12 protein-coding genes are annotated in these 13,661 nt (G+C 72.9%); 10 read left to right on the forward strand and 2 right to left on the reverse strand.

Annotated features, from left to right (window positions below):
- Positions 1 to 117: 117 nt before the first annotated feature.
- From QRN89_RS17220 to QRN89_RS17230, 3 genes are all read left to right on the forward strand, one after another.
- Positions 118 to 885, forward strand: a complete 768-nt coding sequence (locus QRN89_RS17220; protein WP_290353743.1) for a glycerophosphodiester phosphodiesterase — start codon at positions 118 to 120, stop codon at positions 883 to 885.
- A gap of 97 nt (positions 886 to 982) precedes the next feature.
- A complete protein-coding gene (locus QRN89_RS17225) occupies positions 983 to 1,582 on the forward strand; it encodes an ATP-binding protein (RefSeq protein WP_290350314.1) in 600 nt (199 codons plus the stop codon).
- Positions 1,583 to 1,806: 224 nt separating this feature from the next.
- Positions 1,807 to 2,778 carry a DUF5926 family protein gene (locus tag QRN89_RS17230; protein WP_290350315.1) on the forward strand — a complete coding sequence of 324 codons (972 nt, stop codon included), beginning with the start codon at positions 1,807 to 1,809 and terminating at the stop codon, positions 2,776 to 2,778.
- A 952-nt stretch (positions 2,779 to 3,730) separates the two neighbouring features.
- On the opposite strand, the gene QRN89_RS17235 is transcribed toward QRN89_RS17230, so the two are convergent.
- The gene (locus QRN89_RS17235) at positions 3,731 to 4,441 is read right to left on the reverse strand and encodes a bifunctional DNA primase/polymerase (RefSeq protein WP_290350316.1); all 711 of its coding nucleotides are present in this window, start codon (positions 4,439 to 4,441) and stop codon (positions 3,731 to 3,733) included.
- Between the two features lie 453 nt (positions 4,442 to 4,894).
- Between QRN89_RS17235 and QRN89_RS17240 the strand changes: the two genes are divergently transcribed.
- The gene (locus tag QRN89_RS17240) at positions 4,895 to 6,406 is read left to right on the forward strand and encodes a PP2C family protein-serine/threonine phosphatase (protein WP_290350317.1); all 1,512 of its coding nucleotides are present in this window, start codon (positions 4,895 to 4,897) and stop codon (positions 6,404 to 6,406) included.
- A gap of 104 nt (positions 6,407 to 6,510) precedes the next feature.
- On the forward strand, positions 6,511 to 8,001 hold the full coding sequence (locus QRN89_RS17245) for an aminopeptidase P family protein (RefSeq protein WP_290350318.1): 1,491 nt from the start codon (positions 6,511 to 6,513) through the stop codon (positions 7,999 to 8,001).
- Between the two features lie 72 nt (positions 8,002 to 8,073).
- Here the strand turns inward: QRN89_RS17245 and QRN89_RS17250 are convergent, their stop codons facing one another.
- Positions 8,074 to 8,517: an ATP-binding protein gene (locus QRN89_RS17250; protein ID WP_290350319.1), complete on the reverse strand. Its 444-nt coding sequence runs from the start codon at positions 8,515 to 8,517 to the stop codon at positions 8,074 to 8,076.
- 214 nt (positions 8,518 to 8,731) lie between these two features.
- Here QRN89_RS17250 and QRN89_RS17255 point away from each other — a divergent pair, with 214 nt between their 5' ends.
- The 5 genes from QRN89_RS17255 to QRN89_RS17275 all read left to right on the forward strand — a co-directional run bounded on the left by QRN89_RS17255 (position 8,732) and on the right by QRN89_RS17275 (position 13,655).
- The gene (locus QRN89_RS17255) at positions 8,732 to 9,577 is read left to right on the forward strand and encodes a hypothetical protein (protein ID WP_290350320.1); all 846 of its coding nucleotides are present in this window, start codon (positions 8,732 to 8,734) and stop codon (positions 9,575 to 9,577) included.
- Between the two features lie 119 nt (positions 9,578 to 9,696).
- Entirely contained in the window at positions 9,697 to 10,440 is a 744-nt protein-coding gene (locus QRN89_RS17260; protein ID WP_290350321.1) for a YcnI family copper-binding membrane protein, read from the forward strand.
- Between the two features lie 35 nt (positions 10,441 to 10,475).
- Positions 10,476 to 11,138 carry an SCO family protein gene (locus QRN89_RS17265; RefSeq protein WP_290350322.1) on the forward strand — a complete coding sequence of 221 codons (663 nt, stop codon included), beginning with the start codon at positions 10,476 to 10,478 and terminating at the stop codon, positions 11,136 to 11,138.
- The gene (locus QRN89_RS17270) at positions 11,135 to 11,584 is read left to right on the forward strand and encodes a copper chaperone PCu(A)C (protein WP_290350323.1); all 450 of its coding nucleotides are present in this window, start codon (positions 11,135 to 11,137) and stop codon (positions 11,582 to 11,584) included. The genes QRN89_RS17265 and QRN89_RS17270 overlap by 4 nt, the downstream gene beginning before the upstream one ends.
- A gap of 46 nt (positions 11,585 to 11,630) precedes the next feature.
- A complete protein-coding gene (locus tag QRN89_RS17275) occupies positions 11,631 to 13,655 on the forward strand; it encodes a copper resistance CopC/CopD family protein (protein ID WP_290350324.1) in 2,025 nt (674 codons plus the stop codon).
- Positions 13,656 to 13,661: the final 6 nt, after the last annotated feature.

Here is a 13,661-nt window from a genome sequence, read left to right on the forward strand (position 1 = left end):
AAGCAGGACCTGTGCGTCCGTGCGCCGTTCCTTATCCCGGACATTGCGGACAGGGACGGGACGCGCGCTTTTCGACGATGACACCATGACGCGGTGACTCAGCACCGGATCCAGGTCGTGGCCCACCGAGGCGCCTCGGAGGACGCCCCCGAACACACCCTGGCCGCCTACGTGAGAGCCATAGAGGACGGGGCGGACGCCCTCGAGTGCGATGTGCGTCTCACGGCGGACGGGCATCTCGTCTGCGTCCACGACCGGCGGGTGAACCGCACCTCCAACGGCCGGGGCGCGGTCTCCGCGCTGGAACTCGCGGACCTCGCCGCTCTCGACTTCGGCTCCTGGAGGGACAGCGAGGAGAGCCCGGACTGGAGGGACCCCTGTTTCACCTCCGTGCTGACCCTGGAGCGGCTCCTCGAACTGGTGGCGGACGCGGGACGGCGGATCGAGCTCGCCATCGAGACCAAGCACCCGACCCGCTGGGCCGGACAGGTGGAGGAGCGGCTGCTCCATCTGCTGAAGCGCTTCGGCCTGGACGCACCGGCGGCACCCGACGAGTCCCCGGTGCGCGTCATGAGCTTCTCGGCCCGGTCGCTGCACCGGATCGCGGACGCGGCGCCGACCGTCCCGACCGTGTACCTGATGCAGTTCCTCCCGCTCCGTGCGCGCGAGGCGCGGCTGCCGGCGGGGGCCCGGATCGCCGGCCCGGGGATCCGGCTCGTGCGCAACCACCCCGCCTATGTCGAGCGGCTGCACGCAGCCGGTCACCAGGTGCACGTCTGGACCGTGAACGAACCGGCCGATGTGGACCTCTGCGTGGACCTCGGGGTCGAGGCGATCATCACCAACCGCCCGAAGCAGGTCCTCTCCCGGCTGGGCCGCCCCTGAGGTCGACGACCGGACCGGCCCCGGAGTCACTGCACACCGCGACCGCACCGCTACAGGGAGTGCACCGGCGCGTTCGATTCGTGGGCGAGCGTGACGAGTGCGTCACCAGACGCGGATTGGCCGGTTTCCGGTCCAGGCCGTCGGGGCATCCACACCGTGGCGTGGGGCGAAGGAGGTCTCGGGGGTGGCGTTGGTGGTGGCACAGGAGGTGCCCACGTCGTCGAGCATGGCCGTACCCCATGGCCCTGCGGGCGTGGGTGAGGCAAGGCACCGGATGCGTGAGCAACTGCGGCGCAGCGGGGTGTCCGAATCGGTGGTCGACGATGCCGTTCTGATCCTTTCCGAACTGCTGAGCAATGCCTGCCGGCACGGCAGACCGCTCGGGCACGCGGAGATCGGTGACGGCGACATCCGCGCCGCATGGCGTCTCGACCCGTCCGGCGGGCTGACCGTCGAGGTGACGGACGGAGGCGGTCCCACCCGCCCGGTTCCGTCGACGCCCTCGGTGACCGCGCACGGCGGCCGCGGACTCAACATCATCAGCGCGCTCGCCCGGGACTGGGGCGTACGGGACAGCGCGACCGGCGAGGTCACCGTGTGGGTGCTCGTCACCGAAGGGCATCGTCGCGACGATTTCGCTACGCGCGTCACCGGCCCCGGTTTCGAGTTCGCGGACGCCTACGACGACGTGGACTGAGCCCCGGGACGGCGTGGCCCGTCAGCCTGTCCGGGCAGTCGTCCGACGTACCCGGCACGGCACCGCCCGCCGCCGGTCGTCCGCGGACAGCCCGGGACCGGCTTGCCGCCGGGTCCGGCGAGTGCGGCCACGCGACGTGAAGTGCCGCTGCGACCGCTGCCACGGCCGCAACGGCTAGGCTCGCGCCCGAGACAAGCACGCCGTCATCGGGAGAAAGCCACATCATGGCCAAGAAGCGCCCCCAGACGAAGGCCGCCGCCCAGCCACAGGTCACCGACGGTGAGATCCCGGTGGTCGGCGCCCGCGAGCCCTGCCCCTGCGGTTCGGGCCGTCGCTACAAGGCCTGCCACGGGCGGGCCGCCGCACACGCCGTGACCGAGCTGGTCCAGCGCCCCTTCGAAGGGCTCCCCGGCGAGGGCGACTGGGTCGCCCTCCGCGAGTTGGTGCCCGCCGCCACCGTCGCCCTGACCCTCAAGGACGGGCTGCCCGAGGACGTCCCGTCGCTCACGCTCGCGACCGTCCTCCCCATGGCGTGGCCCGCGCTGCGCCGTGAGGACGGCTCCGTCCTGCTCGCCCTGCAGAACGACACGCCCTCCGGCGACCTCAGCCGGGACCTCGCCGACACCCTGCAGCGCGCGCTGACCACGAAGCCCGGCAACGCGGTACCGCCGGGGCGGGCCCCCGCCGACGGCCCGCGGCTGCAGGACCTGATCGCCGGGGACGCCCCGTTCGAGCCGGTCGTCCACAGCGGTTTCGAGTTCTGGATCCCGGAGTCGGTCGAGACCACGAGCGCCGAGGTGACGGCTTCGCTGGAGCGCGCCAACGCGGCCGCGATCCCGACCGCGAAGCTGTCCGGCGTGGACGCCGCCTACTGGTGCGAGACCCCGGAGAAGAACCACCTGCGCTGGGTCATGCCGCACACCGAGGAGCGGCTGCTCGACGCGCTCGCCCGGCTGCACGCGGCCGGGGCGTCGACCCTCGGGGAGGGCACGCGCCTCGTCGGGTCGTTCCGTGCGCACGGCCTGGTGGTCCCGGTCTGGGACCTCCCGAGCGGCATGGGTGCCGAGGAGTGCGAGAAGCCGGCCGCGGAGTTCGCCGAGCGGCTCGCCAAGGCGCTCGCGACGGACTCCCCGCTCACGGGCGAGGAGCGCCGGGCCCGCAGCGGCCTCACCAACCGCCAGGTCACGCTCAGCTGACCGGGGAACCCCCTCCCCGCGGTCGTCGCGCGGTCGACGACCGCGGGCGGGCGGCGGCTTCGTCCGCCGCCCGCCGGGCCATGACGCTTCCGCCCCGCAGTCAGTGATCCGTGTCACAACGGCCCCTACGGTCCGGTAATTCCCTGTCCGAATACCCGAGATCGAATTTGCGAACAGCAGATCTCTTGTTACCGTTCTGGAAGCCCGGTCGCTGGTGCATCCCCCGTCGCCAGCGACCGGGCGTCTCTATTTCCCGCAAAGCCCCTTGGCCCCGGCCGGTGTCAACTACGCCCGGCGGGAGGGGAGTTGGTCCCCGCGCGGCGTAACGGCGGACCATCGCCGGCTTCTCCGGAACGCGTGAACTCCGCGACCGCGGAATAGCCCCGCGCTTCACCACGGGGCCTTCTCACGCGCTGTTTCGCGGACCGCGGGCCCTTCTTGCGGAACGGCCGCGCATTGCGTCCGTACGACCCTTCCGCCGGGCCTCGTCGGACTCGGCGGGGACATCGCCCGTGCCCGGCGCGTTGCGGAAGTGCGTTCGCGCCCAGGCCTCCGGACCGCCGGCGAGGACGCGGTGGGTGCGCCGATGGCGTGCGGTGAGGTCATTCCGGGGGCGCGGCGTTCGCTTGTGCGTCGCCCACCCGCGGCGTCGCGATCCGGTTCGGACGTCTGCGGCGGGCCCGTCGGGGCATGTATTCCGGCCACACTTGCCGACCGCCTCGCCCTCTTGCCATCCGCCCTCGCATGGGTGCACTCCGGCACGGCGAGGCGGCGAGCGGCCGCACCGCGACACGGACGACGCGCTCGCCGGCCCGGCCCGGCGCCGCTTCCCGGGGTCGAGGGCATCGGCGTACGGAGACGCCCGGGTCCCCGGGCGGACGGGGACCCGGCTCCTACCCGGACGAGGGGGTACCCGGCCCCCGGCACAACCGCCGGTACGAGGGCGCGGCCGTCAGTAGGCGAGACGGGAGCCTTCCCCGCTCTCCGGAGGGGTCACGCCCGACGGCCCGCTGACGCTCGCCTCGACGAGGGCGTCGACCACCGCTTCCACATCCGGCAGCCAGGGCGAGGCCGAGCCGGGGAGCGGGGCGCGCTCCCAGCGGACCTGGCCCATGCCTGTCTCCGAGGGCGGCAGCATCAGATAGCCGCCGGAGCCGTGGAAACGCAGCGAACTCGGCACCCGGTCCTTGGCGTGGAGCAGTTCGCCCAGTTGCTCCATCGAGTACGGGGCGACGAGCAGGGACCACCGGGTCGGCGTGGCGACGACGGGGCCGAGTCTCGTCCCCATGCGGTCGAGCGCGGCGAGCGCCCGGGCCCCGGCGACCGCCGGCAGGCTCACCGCGCACGGAGCGCTGCCTCCCGTGGCGAGCACGATCGGGGCGGCGGGCCGCTGGGTCCACCACCAGCGCACCATCCGCTCGTCGGTGGTCGCCGCCAGCAGTCCGGGGTCGAAGGGGTGCGCGCCGGGTACGACGCACTCGTGATCGGGGCAGGCGCAGCCGCGCCCGCGGTCGGTCCGCCCTCCGGCGGCCTTGAGTCCCACACCGGGCAGCACGGGCCATTTCCACGCGGTGGCGCAGGTCAGGGCCGCATCGAGTTGAGGAGCAGGCCTCCCCTTGCGCCAGAACCGGAGCCTGCGTCGCCTTCCGAGGATCTCGCGCATGAGCGCTCGTTCCTTTCCGTTGAACGCCGAGGTCCATCACACCATGTGTGCATCACTTCACTGCGCGTACAAGACGGCGTCTCGCCGCCCCATGCGGTAGGCACGGGCGATCCCATGGGCTCTGTCCATTAAACGCGTGGCGAGGGGTGGCGCGCGCATGGCGCTTGCTCTCCCGCTGTACTCGTACCGCCACTCGGGACGGGGCGGCGGCCCACGGCGGTTAAGACGCCGGGGCTCCCCGCCAGGTTCCGGGGCGGTCCCAACTGCCCCTGGCCATCACCGTTTACGTACCCATCACGCCCGGGATGACTCCCCCCTCGGGCTTCGCCTCGGACTTCACCCTGGGTGGGATCCCCATGTCGAACGCCCTTAGTCGACCGCAAATCGCGTTCATGGGGGGCATTTTTTGGCCAAGTTAGCAACCCCACGGACACCAGCGATAGCACCAGGACAATGCTGGACATCCCCCTTTGTGTGCGTGTAGATGTGGATGCAGTGATAGCGGCGCAGATTGACATGGGGGTTTGCGATGCTATTGAGCAGAACGCACCAGCCGGAAGGCCGGCTGTCATGAGCGCCCCTCACCTGCCGAAAGTGGCTGGAATCGACTCAGCGGTTCCGGCCCCCACGCACACTGCCGCCCCGCTCGCCCCCGACACCGCGCCCGGCGCGGTGATCCAGGACCGGCTGGCCGGCTGGGTCTCCGACCTCACCACGCTCCACGAGCTCACCGAACGGCTCGCCAGAACGGGCACGCTGGACGAGGCACTCGACGAACTCCTGCGCGCCGGCGCCGCCCTGGTCGGTGCCCGCCGCGGCATGCTCGTCCTGGAACCGGCCGACGGCCGCGGCCCCGCCGCCACCGTCGGGCTCGGCCTCGCCCACGCCGACCTCGGCCACATCGAGACCGTCCCCCGCGGTGCCACCGGCTACGGCCGGATCCTCGACGGCGGCACCGCCGGCGTCCCCGGTCCCGTCGCCCAGGCCGACCTCTTCCACGACGAGGCACTCGACCCGCGCCACCGCGAGGTCGCCGCCCGCCTCGGCTACGCCGCGAGCTACGCCCTGCCGCTCGCGACGGAGGAGGCCGGGAGGCTGGGCGTCGCCGTCTGGTTCTACGACGAGCCCGCCGAACCCGTGGACCGCCAGCGCCATCTCGTCGGCCTCTACGGGCGGTACGCCACCGAGCACCTGGCCCGGCTGCTGGAGCTGGAACGGGCCCGCCGCCAGATGGCCACCATCGCCGACGAACTGCTGCCCAGCAGGCTTCCGCGGATCCCCGGGGTCCGGCTCGCGGCCCGCCATCTCACCGGACCGCGCGGCGGCGGCGAGTGGTACGACGCGCTGCCGCTGCCCGAGGGCGCGCTGGGGCTGGCCGTGGGCTCGGTCTCCGGTTCGGGGCCGAGCGCGCTGGCCGCCATGGGCAGGCTGCGGGCCAGTATGCGGGCGTACGCGGTGATGGAGGGGGAGGACCCCGTCGCCGTGCTGTCCGATCTCGAGCTGCTGCTGCGGCTCACCGAACCGGCCCGTTCGGCGACCGCTCTGTTCGCCTACTGCGAGCCCGCGGCGGCACCCCACGCGGAGGGCACCGGCAGCAGGATCGTGCTGGCCGGCGCCGGGCACACCCCGCCGCTGATCGTCGGACAGCACCGCACCGAGTTCGTCGAGACCTCGCTGTCGGCGCCGCTGGGAATGCTCGCGTGCTGGGAGGCGCCCAGTGTGGAGTTCTCCCCCGCCCCCGGAGAAACGGTGCTGCTCTACACGGACGGTCTGCTCCGGCGCACCGGCGACCCGATGGACCGGGCCTTCACGCGGCTGCACACCGCCGCGGCGAGCGTCCCCAAGGCCGTGCGCCACGACCCGGGCGCCATCGCCGACCACGTGCTGCGCGCGGTGCTGCCCGGCGGGCTCGACGCCGGGGAGGACGGCGAGGACGTGGTGATGCTGGCGGCCCGGTTCGAGTGACGCTCCGGTGACGCGGGCCGGAGGCCGCAAGGCTTCCGGCACTCCTGCGGTACGACCGTACGATGGGTGGGGGTTCAGCGTCGTACCGACTAGGAGGCAGACCCGTGGCAGAGGAGCTCACCCCGGAGACCCCGGAGAACGAGTCCGACCGCACCGCCGAGGCGGAAGGGACCGAGGAGCCGATCAAGCAGCGCAAGAACGGCCTGTACCCGGAGGTCTCCGACGAGCTCGCGGAGAACATGAAGTCCGGCTGGGCCGACACCGAGCTGCACGACCTGGAGCCGATCGCGCAGGCCGCGCACACCGAGCGCCGCCGCGCCGCCCTCTCCGCCCGTTTCCCGGGCGAGCGGCTCGTGATCCCGGCCGGCAACCTGAGGACCCGCTCCAACGACACGGAGTACGCCTTCCGCGCCTCCACCGAGTACGCCTACCTCACCGGCGACCAGAGCCACGACGGCGTCCTGGTGCTGGAGCCCACCGCCGACGGCCACGAGGCGACCGTCCATCTCCTGCCGCGCTCCGACCGGGAGAACGGCGAGTTCTGGCTCGACGGCCAGGGCGAGCTGTGGGTCGGCCGCCGTCACTCGCTGGCCGAGGCGGGGCGGCTGCTGGGCATCGCGGCCGAGGACGTGCGCGAGCTTCCGCAGAAGCTGCGTGAGGCGACCGGCCCGGTCCGCGTCGTCCGCGGCCACGACGCCGGCGTCGAGTCGGCCCTAACCGACAAGGTCACCGCCGAGCGCGACGAGGAGCTGCGCGTCTCCCTCTCCGAGGCCCGTCTGGTCAAGGACGAGTTCGAGATCGCCGAGCTGCAGCGGGCCTGCGACGCGACGGCCCGCGGCTTCGAGGACGTCGTCAAGGTCCTGGACAGGGCCGAGGCCACCAGCGAGCGCTACATCGAGGGAACGTTCTTCCTGCGCGCCCGCGTCGACGGCAACGACGTCGGCTACGGCTCGATCTGCGCCGCCGGCCCGCACGCCACGACCCTGCACTGGGTCCGCAACGACGGCGCGGTCCGCTCCGGCGAGCTGCTCCTCCTGGACGCCGGTGTGGAGACCACCGAGCTCTACACCGCCGACGTGACCCGCACCCTGCCGATCAACGGCCGCTTCACCGAGCTGCAGCGCAGGATCTACGACGCCGTGTACGAGGCCCAGGAGGCCGGTATCGCCGCGGTGAAGCCCGGCGCCCCCTACCGCGACTTCCACGACGCGGCCCAGCGGGTCCTGGCCACCCGGCTCGTGGAGTGGGGTCTGCTCGGCGACCTCGACGTCGAGAAGGTGCTCGAGCTCGGTCTCCAGCGCCGCTGGACGCTGCACGGCACCGGCCACATGCTCGGGATGGACGTCCACGACTGCGCGGCCGCCCGCCGCGAGACCTACGTGGCCGGCACGCTGGAGCCCGGAATGTGCCTGACCGTGGAGCCCGGTCTGTACTTCCAGGCCGACGACCTGACCGTGCCCGAGGAGTACCGCGGCATCGGCGTCCGGATCGAGGACGACATCCTCGTCACGGAGGACGGCAACCGGAACCTCTCGGCGGCGCTGCCGCGCCAGGCCGACGAGATCGAGGCGTGGATGGCCCGGCTCAAGGGCTGATCCCGTACCGCGTCCCTGCGGGCCGCGCCGGCCCGCACGGACGGACCCCGCGACGCAGGACGGCGCCTTCGCTCACACCGCTCCGAGCAGGGCGCCGTCCCGCCATTTCAGCACCTTGTCGAAGCTCACCACCGCGCCCCGGCCGGGCCTGTTCCGCAGATGGACGTGGTCGGCGAGCTGCTCGATGAGACAGAGTCCGCGGCCGCTCTCGGCGGCGGGCCCGGCACCCGTGACATGGGCGCAGTCCGGAAAACCCGGCCCTCCGTCCACCACTTCGATACGGCACTTCTCGCCGTCCAGGTACGCCGTCACGCGGTAACCGTCGGCCGAGGACCCCGGTGCGCCGGACCCGCCGTGCTCGACGGCGTTCGCGCACGCCTCGCTCAGCGCGACGGAGAGATCGAAGGAGATGTCGGGATCGACGCCCGCGGTCTCCATGGCACCGAGCAGAAGACGTCGAGCGAGCGGCACGCTCGCAGCCTCGCGCCGCAAATGGAGAGACCACCAGATGCTCATGCTCCAGCCTCCTGGCTGCGGCTCGACATACCGTTACGTATTGCCGCGCCATCGCATGCGTAAGCGCGGAGTTGACGTGATTGCCCTCATTCGGCGGATGCGTCGATCGGCCATGCCGGTGTATGCCCACGCCAGGCGGGCGAGTGGGCCCCAAACGTGACCTTCCGGACCTGCCGCTCGGGTCCGGAGGGCGCAGTGCGATGATGTCCCGGCCATGTCTGCCCATCCGCCGGTCGCGCCCGGCGACGCGTCTGCCGCGGCCGGACCCCGGCTGCTGAGGGCCGCGGTGTTCGCCGCGGTCTGCGTCGTGCTGTCCGCGCTGGGGCATGTGCTGGCGGCCTGCGCGGCCGTCCCCTGGTGGACGCTCCTCGCCGGTTTCCTGGGAGTGTTCGCGGTCGTGGCGCCGTTCGCCGGCCGCACCCGCTCGCTCCCCGCGGTCGTCGCCGCCCTGGCCGGCGGGCAGCTCGGCCTCCACACCCTCTTCGGCCTCGGCCAGCGCCGGCTCACCGTGTCACCGAGCGCCGACGACGCCCTGATCCGGATGGCGGCCAAGCTCGTCTGCGGGGCCGGCGGCAACGCGCTGAGCCCGGCCGACGCCCACCGGATCGTCGCCGGCGCGGGCATCGACCCGGCGACCGCGGCGCAGACCGCCCACGCCGGGCACGCCGCGGCCGTGCCGAACGCCGCGCTCGGGTCCGCCGGGGCCCTGCCGAGCCTGCCCATGGTGCTCGGCCATCTGCTGGCGGCCCTCGTCACGGGCTGGCTGCTGCGCCGGGGCGACCTCGCGCTGTTCCGGCTGGCCGAACTCTCCGCCCAGGGCGCCCAGGGCGCCGGCGAGATGGTGGCCGACGGCGCGCTCGTGCGCGCGCTGCGGGCCGCCCTCGTCCTCGTACGCGAACTGCTCGCCGGGCTGCCGTCGACACCGGACGCCGGCCCCGGGCCCGTCGGGTCGCGTCCCGTCGACTCCGCGCCGCCCCCGGCGGCCGCACTCCAGCACACCGTGATCAGGCGCGGTCCGCCCGCGCACCGGGTCCTCGCAGACTGCGTCCTCGCAGCCTGAACGCGGCGCCACTCGACGACGTACCCCGCAGCGGGTGTCCCGGGTGATCGGTGCCGCGGCCCTCCCGCGCACCCGCGCGCGGACCGATCACCTTTCTGCTCACGTGGAGTGTCTCTGCCATGAACAAGTCCTCTCGTCTCGCCGTCGCCGGCGGCGTCGCCGCCACCTCCGTGCTGCTGCTGTGCGGCCCCGCCGTCGCGCACGTCAGCGTCCAGCCCCAGGGCGAGGCCGCGAAGGGCGGCTACGCCACGGTCAACTTCAAGGTCCCGAACGAGCGGGACAACGCCGCGACGGTGAAGCTCGAGGTCACCGTCCCGGCCGACCACCCGCTCTCGTCGGTGATGCCGCAGCCCGTCCCGGGCTGGAAGGCCGAGGTCACCAAGACCAAGCTGGCCAAGCCGCTGAGCGTGCACGGCAAGCAGATCACCGAGGCCGTCTCGAAGATCACCTGGACCGCGGCCGGCGGCAGGATCGGCCCCGGTGAGTTCCAGCAGTTCCCCGTGTCCCTCGGACAGTTGCCCGAGGACGCCGACAAGCTCGTCTTCAAGGCGCTCCAGACGTACGACAACAAGGAGGTCGTGCGCTGGATCGAGGAGCCGCGGGAGGGCGCGGCCGAGCCGGAGCACCCGGCGCCCGTGCTCGCCCTGTCCGCGGCGACCGGCGACCACCACGGCGGCGGCGCCGACAAGAACGGGGCGGACGACAAGAACGCGGCCCATGCCGCGGACCACGCGGACGGCGAGAGCGAGAGCACCGCGAGCCCCACGGACACCACGGCCCGGGTCCTCGCCGTGGTCGGCATCCTCGTGGGTGCCGCGGGCGTGGCCTTCGGTGTGCTGGCCGGCCGCCGTCGTACCGCCTGACAGACGCACATCCATCACATCCGGGACACATCTCCATGCGCAACAAGCTCGTGACGGCCGCCGCCCTGGCGGTGGCGGCCGTACTCTCCCTTTCCGCCTGCGGCCCCGACGGAGGCTCGGACAACGCGGACGGCTCCGTCGCCGAGGTCTCCGCCCAGCCGCGGGACAAGGCCGCGACCGTCCTCGACCGGCCCTTCGAGAAGCCCGACCTCGTCCTCACGGACACCACGGGCAAGCCGTACGACCTCCGGGAGCGGACCAAGGGCAAGCCGACCCTGATCTACTTCGGCTACACCCACTGCCCCGACGTCTGCCCGCTGACGATGAGCAACATCGCCGTCGCCAGGAAGCAGCTGCCGAAGGCGGACCAGGACAAGCTCCAGGTCGTCTTCGTCACCACCGACCCCGAGCGGGACACCGCGGCCGAACTGGCCAAGTGGCTCCCCGCCGCGGGCGATCCCTCCTTCGTCGGGCTCACCGGCGACTTCCCGACCATCCAGGCCGGGGCGCGCCAGCTGGGCATCGGCATCGAGCCCTCCACGAAGGACAAGAACGGCAAGGCCGTGTCCATGCACGGGACGCAGGTCGTGGCCTTCTCCCCCAGGACCGACCGGGGCTACGTCCTGTACGGCGAGGACACCACGCCCGAGGACTTCACCAAGGACCTCCCCAGGATCATCAAGGGGGAGAACCCGTGACCCGCCGCACGGCGACCGCCCTCGCCGCCGCCCTGGCCCTCTCCGCCGGACTGGGGCTCGCGGGCTGTTCCTCGTCCGTGCCCGAGCTCAAGGTCGGCGGGGCGTTCATGCCGCAGCCCGTCGGCGACACGGCGGGCGGTTTCCTCACCGTCACCAACACCGGTGGCACCGCGGACAGGCTGACCTCCGTCACCAGCAGCCTCTCGGACGACGTCCAGATGCACGAGACGAAGGACCGCACGATGCGGCAGGTGACGTCGCTCGACGTCCCCGCCAACGGGGAGCTGAGGCTGGAACGCGGTGGCGACCACCTCATGTTCATGGGCATCAAGAAGCAGCCGGAACAGGGCGAGAGGATCGACGTCGAGCTGCACTTCGAGAAGTCGGAACCGATCAGGGTCGAGCTCCCCGTCGAGGAGCGGACCCACAACCCGAAGCAGCACTGAGCCCCGTGAAGAGGCTCTCGGCCATTCGAGGGACTGACGAGACACCATGACCACCACCGCCCCGCGCCTCGGCACGGCGACTCTCCTGCGGCTGCTGCTGATCACCGCGGCGCTGCTCGGCACCGTGCTCACGGGCACGGCGAACGCGCACGCCGCCCTGACCGGGAGCAACCCGAAGGACGGGGCGGTGCTGGCCGTCGCCCCCAAGGACGTCACGCTCACCTTCTCCGAGCAGGTCGCCCTGGGGAACGACTCGATCCGCGTCCTCGACCCCAAGAGCAAGCGCGTCGACACCGGCAGGCTGAAGAACCTCGGCGCCGGGGACGTCGTCAGATACGGGGTGGACCTGCACTCCGGCCTGCCGGACGGCACCTACACCGTCGCCTGGCAGGCGGTCTCCGCCGACAGCCACCCCATCGCCGGCGCGTTCACCTTCTCGGTCGGCGCGCCCTCGAAGACCGCCGTGGAGCTGCCGAAGCAGGAGGCGGGCGGCGGGCTCGTGGGCGCGCTCTACGGCATCGCGCGGTACGCGGCGTACACGGGGTTCACCGTCCTGGTCGGCGGTGCCGCGTTCGTGCTGGCCTGCTGGCCGCGCGGGGCGAGCGTCCGGCCGGTGCAGCGGATCGTGGTGGGCGGCTGGGTGACGCTCACCGCGGCCACCCTCGCGATGCTGCTGCTGCGCAATCCCTACACCGGCTCGGGCGAGCTGGGCGACGCCTTCGACCTCGCCGGGCTGCAGGCCGTCCTCGCCACCAAGACCGGAGCCGCGCTCGTGTCACGGCTGCTGCTGCTCGGGGCGGCGGCGCTGTTCATCGCGGTGCTGTTCGGGGCGTACGCGAAGCGCGCGACCGAACCCGAGGGCGCCGCGGAACAGGGCGCGCCCCGCCCGGGCGGCAGGGAGGACGCAGTCGACGGGGGTGCGGACGCGTCCGGGGACGACCCGGGAACGGCCGGCGACCCGGCGAAGGAGAAGCAGGACCTGACCTTCGGTCTGGCCATCGGCGGCACGGTCGTCGCCGCCGGGATCGCCGCCACCTGGGCGCTCTCCGAACACGCCTCGGCCGGTATCCAGGCGGGCGTGGCGATGCCCGTCGACGTGCTGCACCTGCTGGCCGTCGCCGCGTGGCTGGGCGGTCTGGCCACGTTGCTCGTGGCGCTGCACCGCGCGCCCTCCCTCGGCAGGGCAGCCGTCCTCCGCTTCTCCCGGGTGGCGTTCTGGTCCGTCGTCGTCCTCGCCGCGACCGGGCTCTACCAGTCCTGGCGGCAGGTCGGCTCGTGGTCGGCCCTGACCGGCACCTCCTACGGGCGGCTGCTGCTGGTCAAGATCGGGCTGGTCGGGATGCTCGTCGGGGTCGCCTGGATCTCGCGCCGCTGGACGGCGCGGCTGTCGGAGCCCACGCCCGGCGCGGCGGTGGACGCGGAGACGAGCGGCGTGGCCGCGGACGCCGCCGAGGCCGGGGAGCCCCGTGCCGCCGAGCCGGCGCCGTCCGACGACCCCGTGCGCGCGGCCCAACTCGCCCGGCAGGACGCCGCGGTGGCCGCGGCCGCCCGCAAGCGCCTCAGGGACGCCGACCCGGAGCGCACCGGGCTCCGGCGCTCCGTCCTCGCGGAGGCCGGCGTCGCCGTCGTCCTGCTCGCCGTGACGACGGTTCTGACCTCCACCGAGCCCGGCCGGACCGAGGAGCAGGCGGCCCGGGCGGGCGGCGGGGCCACCGAGGCCGTACCGTCCAAGCCCGTGGACGTGACGATGCCCTTCGACACCGGTGGCGCTGACGGCAAGGGCACGGCCCGGCTGACCATCAGCCCCGGACGCTCGGGCGCCAACGAGCTGCACGTGTGGACCGAGCGCCCGGACAGGAAGCCCCTGGACGCCCCCGAGGTCAAGGTGGCCTTCACCCTGACCGCGGAGAAGATCGGGCCGCTCCCGCTGGTCCCGGAACGCGTCGCGGCCGGCCACTGGAGCGCGAGCAACATCCAGATCCCGCTGCCGGGCGAATGGCAGGTCCGGATCACCGTACGGACGTCGGACATCGACCAGACGACCGTCGAGAAGAACGTGAGGATCGGCTGACGTGGT

Origin of the sequence: Streptomyces sp. HUAS CB01, assembly GCF_030406905.1 — a bacterium.
Classification (GTDB): Bacteria; Actinomycetota; Actinomycetes; order Streptomycetales; family Streptomycetaceae; genus Streptomyces; species Streptomyces chengbuensis.

What these genes read in the sequence shown, in the direction of transcription:
- QRN89_RS17265 (WP_290350322.1), top strand. Translation starts at nt 10,476, where the DNA reads ATGCGCAACAAGCTCGTGACGGCCGCCGCCCTGGCGGTGGCGGCCGTA.
- QRN89_RS17235 (WP_290350316.1), bottom strand. Translation starts at nt 4,441, where the DNA reads ATGCGCGAGATCCTCGGAAGGCGACGCAGGCTCCGGTTCTGGCGCAAG.
- QRN89_RS17250 (WP_290350319.1), bottom strand. Translation starts at nt 8,517, where the DNA reads ATGAGCATCTGGTGGTCTCTCCATTTGCGGCGCGAGGCTGCGAGCGTG.
- QRN89_RS17260 (WP_290350321.1), top strand. Translation starts at nt 9,697, where the DNA reads ATGAACAAGTCCTCTCGTCTCGCCGTCGCCGGCGGCGTCGCCGCCACC.
- QRN89_RS17230 (WP_290350315.1), top strand. Translation starts at nt 1,807, where the DNA reads ATGGCCAAGAAGCGCCCCCAGACGAAGGCCGCCGCCCAGCCACAGGTC.
- QRN89_RS17275 (WP_290350324.1), top strand. Translation starts at nt 11,631, where the DNA reads ATGACCACCACCGCCCCGCGCCTCGGCACGGCGACTCTCCTGCGGCTG.
- QRN89_RS17240 (WP_290350317.1), top strand. Translation starts at nt 4,895, where the DNA reads ATGCTGGACATCCCCCTTTGTGTGCGTGTAGATGTGGATGCAGTGATA.
- QRN89_RS17255 (WP_290350320.1), top strand. Translation starts at nt 8,732, where the DNA reads ATGTCTGCCCATCCGCCGGTCGCGCCCGGCGACGCGTCTGCCGCGGCC.